The organism is Phenylobacterium sp. FG114 (assembly GCF_057809855.1).
In genome coordinates, this window is the sequence record NZ_JBMDKU010000027.1 from 1 (window position 1) to 17,322 (window position 17,322).

General features: G+C 65.8%; 18 protein-coding genes. 5 read left to right on the top strand and 13 right to left on the bottom strand.

The features are described 5' to 3' along the window. A partial coding sequence (locus tag ACODSY_RS25590; RefSeq protein WP_488954736.1) for a hypothetical protein occupies positions 1-238 on the top strand: 238 nt, incomplete at its 5' end. After that, on the top strand, positions 238-1,695 hold the full coding sequence (locus ACODSY_RS25595; protein ID WP_488954737.1) for an argonaute/piwi family protein: 1,458 nt from the start codon (positions 238-240) through the stop codon (positions 1,693-1,695). The genes ACODSY_RS25590 and ACODSY_RS25595, both read left to right, overlap by 1 nt. 17 nt (positions 1,696-1,712) lie before the next feature. Here the strand turns inward: ACODSY_RS25595 and ACODSY_RS25600 are convergent, their stop codons facing one another. The 12 genes from ACODSY_RS25600 to ACODSY_RS25655 all read right to left on the bottom strand — a co-directional run bounded on the left by ACODSY_RS25600 (position 1,713) and on the right by ACODSY_RS25655 (position 13,480). After that, positions 1,713-2,384 carry a thermonuclease family protein gene (locus ACODSY_RS25600; RefSeq protein WP_488954738.1) on the bottom strand — a complete coding sequence of 224 codons (672 nt, stop codon included), beginning with the start codon at positions 2,382-2,384 and terminating at the stop codon, positions 1,713-1,715. Continuing rightward, the gene (locus ACODSY_RS25605; RefSeq protein WP_488954739.1) at positions 2,381-3,775 is read right to left on the bottom strand and encodes a DnaA N-terminal domain-containing protein; all 1,395 of its coding nucleotides are present in this window, start codon (positions 3,773-3,775) and stop codon (positions 2,381-2,383) included. The genes ACODSY_RS25600 and ACODSY_RS25605 overlap by 4 nt, the downstream gene beginning before the upstream one ends. A 460-nt stretch (positions 3,776-4,235) precedes the next feature. Continuing rightward, positions 4,236-4,481, bottom strand: coding sequence for a DUF2274 domain-containing protein (locus tag ACODSY_RS25610; RefSeq protein ID WP_137803317.1), 246 nt, complete (start codon positions 4,479-4,481; stop codon positions 4,236-4,238). Positions 4,482-4,832: 351 nt separating this feature from the next. After that, the gene (locus ACODSY_RS25615) at positions 4,833-6,065 is read right to left on the bottom strand and encodes a TraB/TrbI/VirB10 family type IV secretion system protein (RefSeq protein WP_488954740.1); all 1,233 of its coding nucleotides are present in this window, start codon (positions 6,063-6,065) and stop codon (positions 4,833-4,835) included. Next, positions 6,062-6,808: a P-type conjugative transfer protein TrbG gene (gene trbG, locus ACODSY_RS25620; protein ID WP_249357726.1), complete on the bottom strand. Its 747-nt coding sequence runs from the start codon at positions 6,806-6,808 to the stop codon at positions 6,062-6,064. Before trbG ends, ACODSY_RS25615 begins: the two co-directional genes overlap by 4 nt. Before the next feature lie 239 nt (positions 6,809-7,047). Next, positions 7,048-7,731 carry a conjugal transfer protein TrbF gene (trbF, locus tag ACODSY_RS25625; RefSeq protein ID WP_488954741.1) on the bottom strand — a complete coding sequence of 228 codons (684 nt, stop codon included), beginning with the start codon at positions 7,729-7,731 and terminating at the stop codon, positions 7,048-7,050. Between the two features lie 20 nt (positions 7,732-7,751). Further along, a complete protein-coding gene (gene trbL, locus ACODSY_RS25630; RefSeq protein WP_488954742.1) occupies positions 7,752-9,059 on the bottom strand; it encodes a P-type conjugative transfer protein TrbL in 1,308 nt (435 codons plus the stop codon). Positions 9,060-9,286: 227 nt separating this feature from the next. Next, the gene (locus ACODSY_RS25635; protein WP_488954743.1) at positions 9,287-10,009 is read right to left on the bottom strand and encodes a TrbJ/VirB5 family protein; all 723 of its coding nucleotides are present in this window, start codon (positions 10,007-10,009) and stop codon (positions 9,287-9,289) included. Continuing rightward, positions 10,002-10,340, bottom strand: coding sequence for a hypothetical protein (locus tag ACODSY_RS25640; protein ID WP_488954744.1), 339 nt, complete (start codon positions 10,338-10,340; stop codon positions 10,002-10,004). Before ACODSY_RS25640 ends, ACODSY_RS25635 begins: the two co-directional genes overlap by 8 nt. Further along, entirely contained in the window at positions 10,340-12,814 is a 2,475-nt protein-coding gene (gene trbE / locus ACODSY_RS25645) for a conjugal transfer protein TrbE (RefSeq protein ID WP_488954745.1), read from the bottom strand. The genes ACODSY_RS25640 and trbE overlap by 1 nt, the downstream gene beginning before the upstream one ends. A 52-nt stretch (positions 12,815-12,866) precedes the next feature. Next, positions 12,867-13,133: a VirB3 family type IV secretion system protein gene (locus ACODSY_RS25650; protein ID WP_293498093.1), complete on the bottom strand. Its 267-nt coding sequence runs from the start codon at positions 13,131-13,133 to the stop codon at positions 12,867-12,869. Beyond that, the gene (locus ACODSY_RS25655) at positions 13,133-13,480 is read right to left on the bottom strand and encodes a TrbC/VirB2 family type IV secretion system protein (RefSeq protein WP_488954746.1); all 348 of its coding nucleotides are present in this window, start codon (positions 13,478-13,480) and stop codon (positions 13,133-13,135) included. Before ACODSY_RS25655 ends, ACODSY_RS25650 begins: the two co-directional genes overlap by 1 nt. A 369-nt stretch (positions 13,481-13,849) precedes the next feature. On the opposite strand from ACODSY_RS25655, the gene ACODSY_RS25660 reads away from it, so the two are divergent. From ACODSY_RS25660 to ACODSY_RS25670, 3 genes are all read left to right on the top strand, one after another. Then, positions 13,850-15,178 (top strand): ADP-ribosylglycohydrolase family protein, encoded by a 1,329-nt coding sequence (locus ACODSY_RS25660; protein ID WP_488954747.1) that lies wholly within the window; start codon positions 13,850-13,852, stop codon positions 15,176-15,178. A gap of 112 nt (positions 15,179-15,290) precedes the next feature. Beyond that, entirely contained in the window at positions 15,291-15,893 is a 603-nt protein-coding gene (locus ACODSY_RS25665; protein ID WP_488954768.1) for an 8-oxoguanine DNA glycosylase OGG fold protein, read from the top strand. A 2-nt stretch (positions 15,894-15,895) separates the two neighbouring features. Then, positions 15,896-16,867 carry a hypothetical protein gene (locus ACODSY_RS25670; protein ID WP_488954748.1) on the top strand — a complete coding sequence of 324 codons (972 nt, stop codon included), beginning with the start codon at positions 15,896-15,898 and terminating at the stop codon, positions 16,865-16,867. Here ACODSY_RS25670 and ACODSY_RS25675 read toward each other — a convergent pair. Continuing rightward, complete coding sequence (locus ACODSY_RS25675; RefSeq protein WP_488954749.1) at positions 16,850-17,242, bottom strand: helix-turn-helix domain-containing protein; 393 nt, start codon at positions 17,240-17,242, stop codon at positions 16,850-16,852. The two genes, ACODSY_RS25670 and ACODSY_RS25675, sit on opposite strands and share 18 nt — an antisense overlap. Positions 17,243-17,322: the final 80 nt, after the last annotated feature.

Genomic DNA, 17,322 nt, shown 5'->3' on the forward strand with positions numbered 1-17,322 from the left:
TCAGATCAACCCAGGACTCTCGTTACGACTGGATGAGAAACGGGGGTCACGTCACTTGCTCACCCAGGCGCAAACCGGTGCCGGAGCGCTCTTCGAAACCGATGAGGCGTCCGGACAAGTCTTGAAATTCGCCGATCCCCCGAAGGTACAGCTTGCGACGCGCGTCCCGGAAGATGTCTGGGGCTCGCCAAAAAAGAAGGCCGAGGAAGCGGACACTCAGACAAGGATGCTTGTGTGATGGAGTTCGAGAGCCGCATTTTCGACGAGCCGCAACTAGAGTTCGGCGACAAGCACCATCACCCCGACCCACGCCTCGGCCTTTATGAGGCGGGGCCGCTGCAGACCTTTGTCGGCGATGTCATCAAGGTCGGCGTCGTCGGCAGCGCCAAGACGATCGAGGACACGCGCAAATTTCTCGCTGCGGCAGCAGCGGGGTTTGAAGGCATGTCGGAGAAGCACCCGAACTTGCACCCCGCTTTCCCGGGTCTCACCAACCACAATCCATACCGCTGCCGCTTCGAGATTGACGAAGGCGCCGCCCTGGCGCTGTCTCAGAGCCGCATCGAGAAGATCACGAGAGAGCCCAACCACGAGAAAGCGGTTGAGCTGGCGGTCGATGAGATCGTCGCTCAGCTCCGTGCGCTCGAGGAAAGTGGGGATTGCCCGCACGTCGCCATCGTCGCCTTACCCGTGGCTTTGATCGAGCGGGTTATGAACGCCAAGATCGACTCGAAGGGGTCTCTCGAAAAGGACGACAGCAGCGGAACCGACGCGCCGAATTTTCGCGGAATGCTCAAGGCGAAGGCCATGGGGATCAGTTTTCCGATCCAGATCGTCTGGGAAGACGTGATCGACGAAAAGGCCGTCATCCCTAGAAAGATCAAGGAGACCAGCGCCCGTAAGATTCAGGACGCCGCTGGCCGGAGTTGGAACCTGCTCACGACCCTCTACTACAAGGGGAGCGGGCGCATCCCTTGGCGTCGAATGCCCCGCGAGGGAGAATACACCTCTTGCTATGTCGGGATCAGTTTCTATCGCGAGGCCGGCGGCCAGCAGCTGTTCACCAGCGCCGCGCAAATGTTCGACGAGCGGGGACGCGGGTTCGTACTCAAGGGAAAGCGCGCCCACACTGAGAGCCGGGGTCGACATCCGTACATGACGGAGGACGACGCCTATGAGCTGATTTCAAACGTCCTCGCGGCTTACAAGACGCACCACAAGCACTTCCCGGCGCGGGTGATCGTGCTGAAGACCTCGAAGTTTCGCGAAGAGGAAGCCGACGGCATGCTGAGGGCGCTCGGCGACGCAGGCGCTGAGCTCCGGGACCTGGTTTGGGTCCAGGAATCCTACTCGATGAAATTGCTGCGTGACGGCAATTATCCGGTCCTGCGGGGGACCTTCGTCGACCTCGGCGGAAAGGGACTGCTCTATACGAACGGCAGCATGCCCTACTACGGGACCTATCCCGGTCTCTACGACCCACGCCCCTTGCTGCTCTGTCCGCACCGCAGCTGTGACAGCACGGTGACCCAGATCGCTGAGGAGGTCCTGTCGCTGACGAAGATCAACTGGAACTCGACCCAGATGAATCAGCGCCTACCCATTCCGATCCGGGCCGCTCGGGCCGTCGGCGAAGTTCTGAAGTACGTAAAAGAGGGTCAGGTCGAGAGCGCCGACTATCGCAAGTATATCTAACCGCGTTGCCGCTCTGCTCAGCGCGCCGCCGCTATCCAGCCCGCCGCCCGCGCCTCTGCCGCGGAACAAAACCAGCGCTCCCCCTTCGACGTATCGATGCGGGTCACCGCATAATCCTCCTGGCCCGGTACGTGGAAAATCCGCCGGCCCTTGGCGTTGATGTTGCCCTTGATGACGCAAACTGGCTGAGGGGGTGCGGCAGGCGCCGGGAGCGCTTGGCGCGCTTCGGCCCGCCAGGTCGAAGGGGTCTCGAAGCGACCAGCCCACAGACCGCGCCGCGCCCTTCGCGCCTCGAGCTCGGCCGACGCATAGGCGCCGCGGCTGAACTGGACATAATCGACCGCCCATCCCGCTCGAACCATCGCCTCGCCCAGATCGGTCGATCCGGCCAAGCACTGAGCAACCGCCCGGCCATAGGGATCACGGTCGCGCACCTCACAGCGCACCGCCCGCTGGCCGATCAGGCCGACGAGCTGGCCGCGCGCGACGTCGCCGCAGGCGTAGGTTTTGCCCTGGTCGTTCTGGCAGACCTGTCGGCCTTCCGGGGCATCGACGCCCCAAAGGCGGACCCTCTCGGCGCCGACGCTGAAGCTGTCGCCATCGACGACACGGGCCGGGCCCGTCACCTGCGCCGGCGCGGCGGCCGCCAACCCGATGGCCAGCGCCATAAGGCTCAACCGCCGGATCATCGCCGGTCCTTTCGCAGGGTGATGATCACCCGGTCGACATAGACCTCGGCGACCTCGGCCGCGTGCAGGATCGCGTCGACGTAGTCGCGCTTGATCCGGTCGGCGGCGATCTGGCTGAGCGTCGACAGGGTCAGCACCCCCTCATCGATCCCATGGAAGCCGATCCGGCCGAACCAGCTGCCATAGGCGCCCTCGCGGACCAGCCGGCGGAGCGGCTCAGCGATCTTTTGCCAGACGGGGTCGTCGACCCCCGGCGCCGACATCAAGGGCGGCGGCGGTTCAACCGGCGGAATGTCGCCCTTGGCCTTGAGCACCCGGGCGAAGTTGAGCCGCAGGTCCGGCGCCCCCTTCGGCTCATAGGAGGCCATCCGGCCGAAATATTTGCACGGGCTGCGAACGTCGGGATCCTCGATGGCAATCGCCAGCATGGCGATGGCGCGGACCCCGTGCCGCTTCAGGGCCCAGGCGAAGGTCTGGTCGTTGTTGCGCTCACGTTCGGGCAGTAGATCGTCAACGGCGGCCGCCACCCGAGCGAGGTCGGCAGGCGTTACGCTGGCCGGGTCGGCCACAGCGCCAGGTCCCACCAGCGCAGCGATGCGGGGAGAGACCTGGAAGGCGGCCCTAAGCTCCTGGCGGACCATTTCCGCGGGCGCGGACCCCTCCGAAAAGGCGCTGGAGAAACCGCTTGCTCCCTCCGGAGAGCAAATGGCGCTGTCTTGTCCGGTGCCTTGGCGTTTGCCCGAGGATTTTCGGACTTCGCCGTTCTCGGCGGGCGAAGGCCGCCGCTGATCAGATTGATGTCGCGCTGAAGGCGCGTCCTTTCCTCGTACAGAAGAACTGCCGTTCTGATGGGACTGTTCTACGTGACTGAATCTTGGCGCCCGGGCGGTAGTTCTTTCACTAAAGACGACGGGTTCGGAATAGGCGGCCCTCCGGGCCTGAGCAGCTTCGCGGACGGCGAGATCCGCGGCCTCGAGCTCGTCCAGACGCGCCACGAGGGGGGCCAGGTCATAGGCCTCCACACCCGCCGGCCGATTGGCGCGGGTGTAGTCGCGCACCATGAAGCCGGCAGCTTCCAGCGCACGCCTGTGGGCGCGGGCGTTGCTCTCGGTGCAGCCGAGATAGTCGGCGATCAAACTGGTCCCGGGCCACACCGTGGCCACGTCCTGTTCAAGCCGATCCTGGTTCAGATGCTCGACATAGAGGAGCAGGGTCATCCGCTGCTGCACGGTGAGCGTGGGCGTGCCCTTAAGCACCGCCGCGGCGATCCGCGCCACCGAAACGCCCGGCTGCCAGCGCCAGGCGCGGGCCTGCGCGCAGACTGCGTCAAAGTTAGGGGCCCGCTTGGCGAAACCTGGTCGCCAGTCGTCGCCCGATAAGGCCGTTCGCATGTCGTCCCTTCCTAACGGGGACGAGGCCATTTCACGGTCGTGAAACCGGCAGGCAAAAGACCATAGGTCTCCTGTTCGAGGCCTTGACGACGCAAAAAGCGCCGCTTAGGCTTACTCGATCAAATCAAGCCGCTACCACACGGCGCCTGCGATTTCCGAGAGCCTCCCGCGCCAACGGGGGGCTCTCGCCGTTTAGGGGTCTCGTCTAGGTCACGATGAAGTCCTCTGGGGCGACCGAGCGCGCACGGAGGGTCCGCGACGCGACTCAGTCGACGACAGCGTTCAGTGAGTCTGACGATTCCTAAAGGCTTGGAATTGCACCCTTTTGGCCAAAAAGGGCCGATTCGGGCGGTTGACGTCTTTCCGGAAACGAGTCCGCCAAGCTGCGACTCAGCGCGCTAGGGCTTGTGGTGCCCGCACGCCCCGACCCCACCTGTTGAGAGATACGGCGGCAGGACCACTATGATGAGGCGGGCTGCGCCTTGCGCCAGGCCTGGAAGCCTTTGTCCGCGTCGATGAAGGCCGCGAGAATGTGAGGGACCAGCTGGTCGAGCTCCAGCGACTGGTCGTTCGCTTGAGCGAAGGCGCGCTGATAGTCGGCCAGATCAACGGCGAGCTTGCCCTTCAGCTTCAAACGCAGATCGGTTGTCTTCTCCTCGAGATCGATCTTGCCCAGGGCGAGGGCGGTCTTGGCGGGGCGCGTCATGGGCGTCTCCTTGGGTGGCTTGCAGGAAGCGGTCGATCGCTGTGAAAGCGAAATCGGTGAGCTTGAGATTGAGGGCGTCCGTCTGGCGGCGGATCCGGACACAAAGCGGCTTCGAGAGCCGGACAGAGACCCGGTCCTTGGCGCCGCGGACGGCGGGAAACGTCACCGCCTCACCGCCGTCGAGCGCTTCGACCAGCTCGCGGAAGGCGCGCTCATAGATGAGCCGAACACAGCCCCTGGGATTCTTGCGGGTGTTCAGGCGCTCGGCGGTGTCGAGCATGTCCTGGTGAAGGCCTTCCGGGAGGAAGAGGCCGAGCTTTTCTGCCGATGGGGTCATCGCAACACTCACGCTTACGGGTACGGGGCGAGGATCATGTCCTTGCTGACAAGCACGCGGACGGGCCAACCGGCCCGGACGCGCAGGGTGGGCTGGCGATTGAGATCGCGCCCGGTGATCTGCTGGCCAACCTGCTGGGCGGAATTAGACACCCCGCTGGCCGCCGAGTTGATGACGAGGGCGCCGGAGCTCCTGTTGCCGGCGTCCTGGGCTGCGGCGGCCCCGACGCTGAACAGCGTCGAGAGGATGACGCCGCGCGCCAGCTGTCCGAAATGACCGTCGGTCTTGTCCTGCAGACCGGCCGCTCCAGAGAGGTCGGCGCCGGCCATCGACCCGATGTTGATCGAGCGGCCGTCGGGCATGATGATCCGGTTCCAAGCGATCAAGGCCCGGTTCTGACCGTAGGCGATCTGGCTGTCGTACTGGCCGATGAGGCGGGAGCCCTGCGGGATCAACACCGTTCGCCCGGTCCTGTGATCGTAGACCGGCTCAGTGACCTGGGCGATCACCTGGCCCGGCAGGTCGGAGTTGATGGCCGTCACGAGCGCGGCCGAGATGATGCTGCCGGCCTTCACCTCCCAAGGGCTCAAAGCGGGCTGCAGGGGATTGGTCAGGTAGTCGTCCGTCCTGGCGTTGGCGGCGAACTGGCGCTTGGCGGCTTGTCCGTTGGCGGGTTGCACCTCGGCTGCGGCCGGCTCCCCGGCGCCCCCGGCAGACGCTGCAATTGGCCGAACCAGCGCCGCGAGATCGGCAGGCCCCGCCGCGGCCGCGGCTGATGGCTGACCGCCAAAGAAGGGGCCGGAAGTCCGTGCCGCCAGCGCCTGCTCACGCGCCGCCTGAACGGCAGGATCAACTTGCGCCGGCGCCGGCGGCGGGGGCGGCGTTCCCGCCGGCAGCGTACCGGGCGCCCCTTCCGGCGGCGGCAAGGCCGCGGTCCCAGGCAGGGCTTGCGCCTGCAGCGCCGGATCGGCGTAGCCCGCCGCATATCTGGTGGAGATCGCCGGCGTCTGGACCTGGCCGGTGTCGGCCGCATCCGTCATCGCCTCCGGGCGGGCCTGGGGCGCGTGAGCGCCGCCAAAGCCCAGATAGAAGCCTAGCGCCACGATCCCGGCGAGCCCCGTCGCCCCGACGATCAGGTACTTGCGATTCCAGCGAGTGACTGGATTTCGTGGCGCGGCCAGGACGCTTTCCGGCGCGGCCTTACGCGGGTGAGAGTTGAGAGGGGGATCGGGCGGAAGGTGGGTCACGAGCGCCCCCCTTCGCCTGTGCGGGTGATCCGCACCACGGTCTGCTTGCCTTCGCCGAGCCGCAGCTCCGCGACGTCGATCAGGCGGTCCACGACATAGTAGCCGCCGAGATAGCGGTAGTTGACGAGCTGGGCCTGCTTGTCAGGACCGATGAGGAAAAGTGGCGGGGCCTCGGTCGTGGCCATGTCGCGCGGAAACTGGATGTAAGTCTTCAGGCCGTCGTCGAACACGCGGACCGGCTGCCAGCGCGGTGCGCGAAAGCCGTTGGCCTTGATGCGATAGCCGAAGTGCAGGGCGTCCACCGCCAGGCCAGAAGCCGCGACGCCTTGCGTCTCGGCCGCTTGGGCGGCCTGCCGCTCGCGGGCCTCTTCCTGCGGATAGTTCCAGCTGATGACGCTGGTGTAGGTGTCGCCCTCGTAGCTGACGGCGTCGAGCAGGTAGGTCCGCTGGTCGGTCGTCAGGATGATGTTTGTGCGCAAGCCCCCGCGGATCGGCTTGACCATCACGATGACCTGTTGGGTCGCGCCCGAGCCCTGAACCGTCTCGCCGAGGACCCAGCGCACAGTGTCGCCCGCCGCCTTGGAGATCAGCTTTTCGCCCGGGCGCAGGGAGATCGCGGTCAGGAAGCGCGGGCTGGTGTGGACGGTATAAAGCCGCCCAGGCTCGAAGTCGTAGTAGAGGGCCGCGTTCACATAGGCGCCGGCGCTCGGGTAGTCGCGCGCACTGCTGTTGGCGGACTGCACGGTCGTCAAGGCCTGGGGCCGCGCGTAGGTGCGCGGCGCCGCTCGGCGTCTCGGCGTTGGCCGAGGCGGCGTCGCGGCCTGGGCCACAGCCACAGGCGCCGGGGCCGTTGACCGAACAGCTGCCGGGGGAGCGGGCCGTGGCGCGGCCGCCTGGGCGACGGACGGACTCTCTGACGCGGCGAGCACGACGAGCAGGCCTGCCGCAGCGCCCATGCAAAGCCGTCTGGGGGACAAGGCGCTCATAGCTCACGACTCCATTGAAACTCGGTGATGTAGATTCCCAGCGGGTTGGCCCTCAGTTCGGCCTCGTTCTTCGGCGCCACCACCTTGGTGGTGAACAAGCCCGTCCAGGCCTCGGTCACTCCGGACGTCCCGGCGTTGAACTGGGTCTCGCGCCATTGGATCTGGTAGGTGTGCGGGCTGCGCGGCAGGACCGACACGATCTCGACGTTCACCGCCTGGGTGCCCGCATTGGCAAAGGGGTCATTGGCCTTGGCAAAGGCGTTGAGCTGCCCAATCGCCGGCCCCGACACGAAGTGATAGGCCCCGGTCCAGTTGTCGCGAATGACGATGGGATCGATGCTCTTAGAGCGGGTCCGTCGCACCCAGTCCGCGAGGAAGTAGCCGATCTCGGCCGTGGTCGGCTCATAGGTCCGCCCGGCCAGCTCGATCCGGCCAGGCCGCGCGTAGCGGTCGATTGGCACGACGTAAGTGGCGATGTTGGTGTTGTTGGCCTCATATATGAAGCCGCCCAGCGCCAGGGCCGCGAGCCCCAACCCGCCGAACGCCGCCATCCGCCAGTTCTTGGCCTGCACAACCGCTGAGCCGATCCGCATGTCCCACTCTCGAGAGGCGCGCAGGTAGGGGCTCTCGACTGGGGCGGAGCTTCCATAGCGATCATTCGGTCGTTTGAAGGGGTTCATCGGCGCACTCTCGACTGGGGTCACTCTTCAGGTTCGTCATCGCGGCGGGTTGGAGTGGCGCTCAGGCCCGGGCCGCTTCCGTCGCCGCCAGCGGTGGCTGCAGCAGCGCTGTCTCGAGCCGCGCCTGCTAGTCCGCCGCCACGGCGGGCCTCGGCGCGCGAAACGACGGAGGATCCAGACGAGGGCGCTTCTGGCGGAGGGGGAGGGGGCGTCTCGCCTTCACTAGGATTGCGGGAGGAGAAGAGGCGGCTGCCGGCCGCTCGCCCTTCGGCGACCGTCGTCGAGACGGGCGCCCTAGCGAAGTCGGCCGCCATGCCGCCACCGCTAGACCCGCCACCTGAGGGACGCGGGCCACCTGAATTGATGCTCCCTGACGCGGCCCTCGCCGCAGCGACCTTATCGCCGCCAGCCGCCCAACCACTTGCGACCGCACCGCCAGCGGCGCGGGCGGCGAGGCCTACGCCCGCCGCGCCGGCGGCAACACCCGCCGCGCCCATCAGAGCGCCACCGGTATTCAGCTGCGGGCCACCTGAAATCATGGCGCCGGCGATCGCAGGAACTTTGAGCGATAGCATCATCAGGAAGATCGCCGACAAGAGCAGGCCGGCTTCCTCCGCCACGGTCGGTTGAGGCGATAATGTGTAGGTCTCGAAGATGTTGATCCCGACGCCCGCGATCACAGCAAGCGCCATGAACTTGAACCCTACGGAGACCACGTAGCCGATAGCTTTTTCTGCCAAGAAGGAGGTTTGAGAGAGGACCCCAAACGGCACGACGACAAAGGCGATTAGGGTGACGATATAGAATTCGATGATCGTGACGGCGATCTCGATCGCCAGAATGATGAAGGCCAATAGGATCCCGATCGCGGCAACAGCCGCGACGATGATCATGTCGATATGCATGAGCGCCCCGAAGCCAGCGTTCTGCTGCGCTAGGTCACCGATGTATTTGATGAGGTCGATTACGACCGAGAGGCCCGCTTCGACCGCCTTAGTCGGCGCCCGCGTGAAATCGCCAATCGAGCCGCCACCGCTGGCCTGCAAGCCTAGCTTTGCAAATCCATTGATGACAGTAAGGGTCAGCGAGTGCCAGTTGGTGACCAGCCAAGCGAAGAACCCGATCAGGAGTATCTTCCTGACGAGTGCAGCCATGATGTTCTGCGTCTCGTCGATCGCCCAAAGGATCGCTGAGATCGTGATGCTGATGACAACCAAAGTCGCCAGTACGCCCTGGACGGGTCCCGCAATGGCTCCGAAGCCACTGCCCACCTGGCCGGTGAACGCACTGATAAATTGATCAAGGGCAGCAGGATCTGCGGTGGCCATGGACGAACTCGGCGCACTACCAGCCTAGAGGCTGTTTTTGTCGGGAAGGCTGCTGCCCTTCTTCTTGAAGTACAGCGGTGAACATGGGTCGTTCCGGTCACGATTGTTGATGTCCGGACACGGTTTCGCATTGGCTGGCGGATCGGTTTGACTGGGCTCTGTGGCGGGCTTTCCGCAGCCCGCGAGGCCCACTGCAACGAGACAGCTGATCACAAGCAACGATCGCATCACTGGAAATCCGAGATGTTCGGGAGCCGGCTCCCAGTCTTGGTGTACGCCGTAGCCCGCTCCGTCTCAGCTCGGGCCGCGATCGCCCCGGACTGCTGCTGAGCCAGAATCGTCTCCTGCGTCCTCGCTTGCGCGATCAGAATGGTCTGAAGGCCTTGAAGCTGGCTGCTGAGCGCGGCCAGCAACTGGTTGGTCGCCTGGATCGCCGCCGTTTGCCCTGCGGCGCCTTGCGAAGCGGCCACCGCGCCGTTGACAGCGCCGGCCGTGGTGCCCTGCGACCTAACCAGCTGGTTCTGCACAGCCATCGAGTCCTGCAGGGTCAGCCGGCTGTTCGCCTCCCAGCTCGCCAGCCGTTGTTGGATTTGAGCGAAGCTCTGACCGGACAAGCTGGCGGGATAGAGCTGCTGGAACTGGCCGGCGATATTCTGACTGTTGTAGCCGATCGCCTGGGCCTGCTGCATGAGCTGGCTGGCCTGGGCGTTGATCTGCGCCAACGGCTGGGTCACGTCCGTGCCGAGCTTTTGCAGCATCGCCACCTGATTGGTGACCTGAGCCTGCAACTGCTGGATCTGCGACAGGCCCTGGCGCACCTGCTGGACCGCTTGCGCCACGGCGCGCGGATCGAAGACGATCTGCTGAGCGGCGGCGGGCTGTGGCGGCAGAGGCCCTAATCCCAGTGACACCGCGACGATCGCCGCCGCGGCCATGAGCTGCTTACGCATGGGGAGTGTCCTTCTGGTGCGAGGGATGAGGGGATGGGAAGAGGTCGTCGCCGGTCGCCTGGACGAACAGGGGTTCGGAGACCGCCCGAAAGGCGACGGCCGCGCCGAATAGGACAAAGCCGCCAAGCATGACGAAGAAGTTGTGGTGGTAGGTCGTGCCGAAGACCGCCAGGAAGCCGGGCGCCGCCAGGGCCAGGAACAGGATCCGGCGACGCCGGCGCGAGGCCGTCCACGCGCCCGGAAGGTGACGGTTCAGCCACGCCAGGCGCGCGAATGCTCTCGGGCTCATCGGCGGCCGAGCCGGCGCGAAGGTGAGGTCGTGTGCGCCCATCACGCCACCCTCGGGTAGGCGGCGCGCCGCTGGTCGCCGAGGTAGCGGGCGACATCCGCCTGGCCCTTGGCCGCGAAGAACCGCTCGGCGAACTCGCCACGATCATGATCCGCGAGGAGCTGGCTGATGAGCTGTTGATCGCCGGGCGACGACGAGCCCACGGCGGCCAAGGACACGCCGCCCAGGCCCAGCTCGAACAGCCGGTTCCCGGACGTGGCCTGGTAGTAGTACTCGCGCTTGGGCGTGGCGTTGGCGATGATCCGGACCTGCTGCGGGTTCAGGCCGAAGTCCTGATAGAGCGCCGTGATCTGCGGCGTCTGCGCGTCCGGATTGGGCAAGAAGATGCGGGTCGGACAACTCTCGATCAGCGCAGGCGCGATCGACGACCGGGCGACATCCGCCAGGCTCTGGGTAGCGAACACCACTGCGACGTTGAACTTGCGCAGCGTCTTCAGCCACTCGCGGATCTTGGCCGCGAAGGCGCCTTGGTCGAGGAAGAGCCAAGCCTCATCGAGCACCAGCAGCGTCGGCCGACCGTCGAAGCGACGTTCAAGGCTGCGGAAGATGTAGGTGAGGACAGGGGCCAGCGCCGACTTGCTGGCCATCAGCTCGGCCATCTCGAAGGTCTGCCATGCGGCAGGCTTGAGGGCGTTCTGGTTGGCGTCGAGCAGATGGCCGTAAGGTCCGCTCAGCGTGTAGGGCGTCAGCGCCGCCTTGACGGCCTGGTCCTGGATGGTGGCGGCGAGCAGAGTGAGGGTCCGTTGATCGCGCGGCCCCTCGGCGAGATTACGCAACCCGCTCCAGATCTCGTCCTTTACCGGCGGCGTGATTGGCACGCCCTCGGCGGCGACGATGTCTTGCACCCATTCCTGGGCCCAGGCGCGGTCGTCGGGCGCGTCGATTTGCGCCAGCGGCTGGAAGGCCAGCTCGCTCTGGTCGCCGCCTAGGACATAGAACTGGCCGCCGACAAGCAGCGTCGATGCGCGGGAACTGGCGCCCTTGTCGAAATAGAAGACCTGAGCTTCCGGATAGCGCAGCCACTGCATGGCCAGGGTGTTGAGCAGGACCGATTTGCCCGAGCCGGTCGGCCCAACGATCATCGTGTGACCGACATCGCCCTGGTGCAGGTCGAAGCGGAACGGCGTAGTGCCGGCAGTGCGGGTGACCAACAGAGCCGGCTGTACGCCAGGATAGCCGCGCTTCTGGCATTCGGCCGACAAGTGGGCGTTGATCGTCGGGCCAGACCAGATCGCCGACATCGGCATCATGTCGCAGAGGTTCAGCGACGACACCAAGGGCCGACGCAGATCGGCATAGGCTTGGCCCGGCAGGCTTCCGATCCAGGCCTCGACAGCGTTGACGTCCTCGACCTTGCAGACGAAGCCCGCCCGGTTGATGGCGCCTTCGACCTCTCTGACGCGGTTCGCCAGGCGGTCTGGATCCGCGTCCATCAGGGTGACGGTCGGGGTGAAGTAGCCGATCGAGGCGTAGTCACCCCCGAGAATGGCCAGGGCAGCATCGGCGTCGACGGATTTCGCCGCCGCGTCCGGGTCTTCCAGGAGGGACGGCTCGCGTGTGATCGCCTCCTTCAGGAGCGCCATCACGCCTTTGCGCTTGGCGAACCAGCGCTTGCGGACCGTGGTCACGGCCTTGCGCGCGTCTTCCTTGTCCAGCGGCAGATACCGGCAAACCCAGCGATAGCTGATGCCCAGCTCATTGAGCCGGTCGAGCAGGCCGGGGCACGAGGTGGTCGGGTAGGCCCGAACCGAGAGGGTGCGCAGGTACTGGCCCCCGAGTCGGGGCAGCAGGCCGCCCTGGAAATCGTCGTCGGTTAGGAAGGCGTCGAGGTAGGCCGGGGTCTCAGGCGTGGCGACCGTATGGCGCTTGGTCGAGATGCAGCTGTGCAGATAGGTCAGGGTCTCATCGTCGGTCAGTTCTGCGACTTCCGGCATGATCGCGGTCAGGATGTCGGCGATCTGGTGGACCGTGCTGAGGAAGTCGCTCAGCGCCGCGCGGTACATCCCCTCGGCGCCACGTCCAGACGGGGCGTTTTCGAGCAGGAGGCTCTCGGCCGTCGAGATCGCCTCTTCCGGCGGTAGGTAGGTGAAGGTCAGGAAGTAACGGCTCTCGAAGTGGCGCTCCTGCGCCTCGAAGCCCTCGCGGCGCTCTTCATCGACCAGGTCCGAAACGGGGTCTGGAAACTGGCTTGTTGGGTAGGTCTGCGATGGCGCGCGGACGGCCTCGATGTGCAGGCACCAGCGTGACCCCAAGCGCCGCAAGGCATTGTTGAGCTGGGCGCGGGTCGCGACCAGACCGGCGTCCGTGGCGCTGGCGAGGTCGGGGCCGCGGAAGGCGAGGGTCTTCTGAAAGCTGCCGTCCTTGTTGAGCACCAGCCCCGGCCCGATGAGGGCTACCCAGGGAAGGTGGTCGAATAGGCGATCAGCCTTGGGCCGGTACTCACGCAGGTACAGCACAGCGAACCTCTAGGAGACCAAAAGCGGGGAGGGGTGAGGCCGAGCGCGCATGTCAGGCGTCCAGGTAGGGCTTCTGGCGAATGTGGCGGCCGAGCGCGTCGAAGAAGTAGGGGTCGCGCTTGTTCAGCCAGTAGCAGGCGCCGTGAATGGCGAGGCCGAGCGGAATCCCGATGAGAGGGACCTGCAGGCCCAGGGCCAGGACGGCGGTCAGGGTGCCGTTGAGCACAGCGATCATGCGCGGCACGCCGGCGATCGTCACTGGCTCTGACAGCGAGCTGTGGAAGGCGATCTCAAACCCCTCGACGTCCGACCGAGCCATCAGAACGCCGCCCCGGCGGTCATGTTGAAGAAGGTCGAGATGAAGGTTGTGGCCGTGAAAGCGATCGCCAGACCGAAGACAATGCCGATCCCTTTGCGCAGGGCCGACCCACCTTCAGCGAAGGCAAAGCCCAGACCGGTGAGGACGATTGCGATGATGCCGACGGCCTTGGCGACCGGTCCCGACAGCGACTGCATGATGGTGTCGAGTGGGCCTTCCCAGGGCATGGCGGTTCCCGCGCCAGCGGCCCAAGCCGGGCTTACCGCTAGGAAGACTGCCGCGCCGGCGAGGAGGGCCAGGGCGGTCGAAGCGCGCCCCCGAGCTTGGCTAGAACCGGCGTTTTTCATCGCAGCTGACCCTTGATTGCGTCCGCCCGCCTTTGCCGGGCGTCACAACCGTGAGTCGCGGAATAGGCGAGGTCAAGGGCGTTTTTGACTAAAAAGGTGCGATTCGGGCTTTTTCTCTAGTAAAGCTACAGCCGTTAGAGGCGAGCTTCCGGCCACGCTTCAGCGCCCTGAATCGAACAGGCAAGCGCGCACATTTCCCCCGTGTTGCTGGTCTGTTTCCTCCTGATAAGGGGCGACTTTGGGGCGAATGCCCGAGTTCTGTGGGCTGTTGATTCGAAACAGGCCCGCTCAACCAAGCTTCAGCGCACGACCGGTTTTGTCGGGTAGCTTTGCTAGTCTCCGGATGGTTGAAACAACACGGAGATCTGAATGAGCCAATTGCAGTCCGCTTCTGAATCCTTCGCCGACCGCGCGCGCGGTGCTCTGCTTGGCCTCGCTGTTGGCGACGCCTTGGGCACGACCTTGGAATTCACCCGTCGCGACAGCGCGCCTCGCCACACCGAAATGATTGGCGGCGGGCCGTTTCGGCTGGACCCGGGGGTATGGACCGACGACACTAGCATGGCGCTCTGCCTCGCCGAGACCCTTCTCGCAGCTGGGGAGGTCGAACCTCGCGACCTGATGGGCCGCTTCATCGGCTGGTGGCGCCGGGGCGACAACAGCGTCACGGGGTCCTGTTTCGACATCGGCAATACGACCCGCGCCGCACTTGAGCGCTTTGAGCGAACCGATAACCCGCTGGCCGGCGACCCGGCGGCGGCGGCGGCCGGCAACGGCTCGCTTATGCGCCTGGCCCCAGTCGCGCTCTTCTATTGCGATGATCGGGCCGCAGCCGGACGAGCCGCGCGGCTACAGTCGCAGACGACCCATGCCGCCCCGGAATGTCTCGACGCCTGCGAAGCCTTTGCATTCCTTCTCGTCGATGCCTTCCAGGGTGCCGAGAAAAGCGCAGTGCTCGGTGACCAGATCACGGGCTTCTCGGGCCGGGTTGGCGACATCATGGCGGGCCAGTGGCGCGGCAAGCCGCGCGACGGAATTTCATCAAGTGGTTATGTCGCCCATACGCTCGAAGCCGCTCTCGGGGCGGTGAGCCAGGCCTCCAGCTTCGAAGAGGCGATCATCCTTGCGGTCAATCTTGGCGACGATGCAGACACCGTCGGAGCGGTGACCGGTCAGCTGGCTGGGGCCCTTTGGGGGGCGAATGCGATCCCCGGGCGGTGGCTCGAACAGCTGGCGTGGAGAGATCGGCTCGAGGCGACAGCGCGAGCCTTGTTGCAAAAGAGCGCTGAAAGGCGCGGCCTGGCGGCGTTCCTCCAACCGCACGACGGACCCGAGGACAGTCCGGGCTGGCTGCACCAGGTTGCGCAGGGGCGATGGGAGGCGATCCCCGCTGATCTCGCCTACGAAGACTCAGCCATCTTCGCCCATCTGCTCAACGGCTACACAATGGCTGAGCGGCTGGGATTCGAACATGCCTCGAAAGTCGCGCACGCGGCCCTGGCCATCTACCGTGACACCGGCGTGTGGTCCGGCTCGGCCGTCGAGCTGTGGATCACACTTTTCTTCCAGCACCGAGCTGACCGATTCACGGTGATGCTGGATGTCCCAGAGCCGCAGCCGCATCTCGATGAGCTTTGCCGAGCGGTGCGCCGACAGCTCGTGGCGGGCGTCATCTGGCCTGAGGGGATGACGGCTTGACGCCGGCGTCTCGGAACGACGCGCTGTGCCCCGAGGCCATGGCCCGCCTAAGGGATAGTCCCATCGAGCCCAGGGCGCGATCGGGCGTGCGCCGCGAGCGTGGGCGAACCACATTGAGGCCGGCCTCGGCGATCGCTTCAACCTCGATGACCATCGCATCGACCGCGTCCGGCTGTTTGCTCTGGCCGAAGAGGGCGAACAGGAAAGGTTCTTCCTGTCGGTTATGGCGTGGGGTGGCATGAAAGTCGGCCACGGTATCTCCGCCTGGGGGGCGCAAGACCAATGGCTAGGTCCTCTCGAAGTGGCCCTGGCCGGCGGCGAGTCTCGCGCGGATCTCTTCGAGCGCTTCGCCGCCGCGCCCGTTGCCGGAATGCGCGCGGCCTATTTCACCAAGCTCATCCATTTTGCCAGCCGGCCGCAGGCGCGGCCTGTCGGCTACATCATGGATCAATGGACGGCGAAGTCGGTCAACCTGATCTGCCGACGTGAGGTGGTCGCGCTCGATGCCGCGGGTTACGTACTGCCGCGAAACGATCATCATGCTTACGAGGCCTTCTGCGGGGTCGTCGATGCGATCGGCGACGCGCTGCAGGTTGCCGGGGCGCAAGCCGAAGAACGGATCTATTCGCGCGGCGGCAGGCGCCCGGCAGATTGGCGAGCTCACGTCAAAGCCAACTGGCGACCCTCGGGGCGTCCCGACCAATTGGGGAACTAGCGATGCCCGCCCACGAAAAGATCACAGCCTTCATCGCCAAATGCGAGAATCCCGCGCAGCTGCGGACCATGATCGCCAACGCCAAGGCGCGTGGCGAAGACGAAGTCGCGCTTGCCGCCTTCCGCCGGCTGCTTCTGGTCTCCCCATCTGAAGCGCCAGGCACCGTCGAGCACGATATGTGGCAGACGATCTTCGCCTTCGAGCACCTCCTCAAGGAGGAACGGGGGAAGACAACCTTGCTGGCTCGCACCCGGCAAAAGATCAATCGGGTCGGCGTAATCGAAACCCTGAAGGACTGGGCGGCAGCCAAACAGGAGACCGAGGGCTTTCGCATGTTGCTCGAACGCGGCCTTCCCGAACTGACGGGCGAGGCCATCGTCCTTCGACACCCGCAGCTTTTCCCGCGTGCGGCTGTCGACGCCGCGCGTGCGCGCCTGGCCGAGTGGCGTGTCGACCGTAGTCCGAGCCGGAGCGTCCGCTGGCGGCTGTCGCAGAGCGCAGACTTTGGCTCGAACCGGATGATCCTCGGGCTCGCGGGTCGCGACGGCGCGAGCGCGATGGTGGCGGTCGCCGCCTTCGCCGACAAGCGCGAACCCTACTCGTCGCGCCTGATCATGCGCGACACCCGTATCACGGGACCGCATCTCATCGCGGGCCAGCGCGCCTTGGCGTCCAGGGTGCCGCCCGCCTGGGCAACGCGCACCTACATGGCCGAGGCGCGGGGAGGGGCCGAGGACGGGCTCTTGCCAAAGGGTTACGCGGGCGCCTGGGCGTTCCGCTTTCCTTCGCGCGCGGCGAACGCACTGGCTGACCTGGACCCGCGCGAGGCTGTAGCCGTGGAGTTCCTGTTCCCCGACGGGCGCGTGCGCACCGCCCACCTGGAGGTGGGCGATTTCGCCGCCGGCCGGGCGTTCCTGCAGGTCGCGAGTGACCAGCGGCTCCCTGACGGGCGCCCGTCAGCGGGGTCGGACTGAGCTCTCGGTCGGCGGCTGACTATCGTTCCTTGCGTCAGTTGATCCGGCAGCGCGAACGATGCGGCTCACGGTCATGCCGGAAACCCCGAGTTTCCGCGCGATCTGCTGGCCGGTCCGCCCCGCCCTGTGCAGGGCCAAGATCTGCCCCACTGTTTCGCTCGGAGTGGGGCTACGCAACCGCAGAGGCCTTGAGGACCGGTCCTCAAGGCCCTCCGGGCCCTGAGCCTCGAATCGCTCGATCCACTTGCGGACAGTCGCCGCGTGCAGATCGAGCGCAGCCGCCACCGCGACGACGGGCTGGCCTTCCCTCAGCACCCGCCGCACCAGTTCGGCGCGGCTGGCAGGCGTCGTACGTGCATTCTTGTGCAGTGCCATAGGTTCTTCGAAGACTGGGATGATCGACTGCCCGCACCTTAACGCGATGCGATGATCGCTCCGCGCGCGCAACAGAGAGA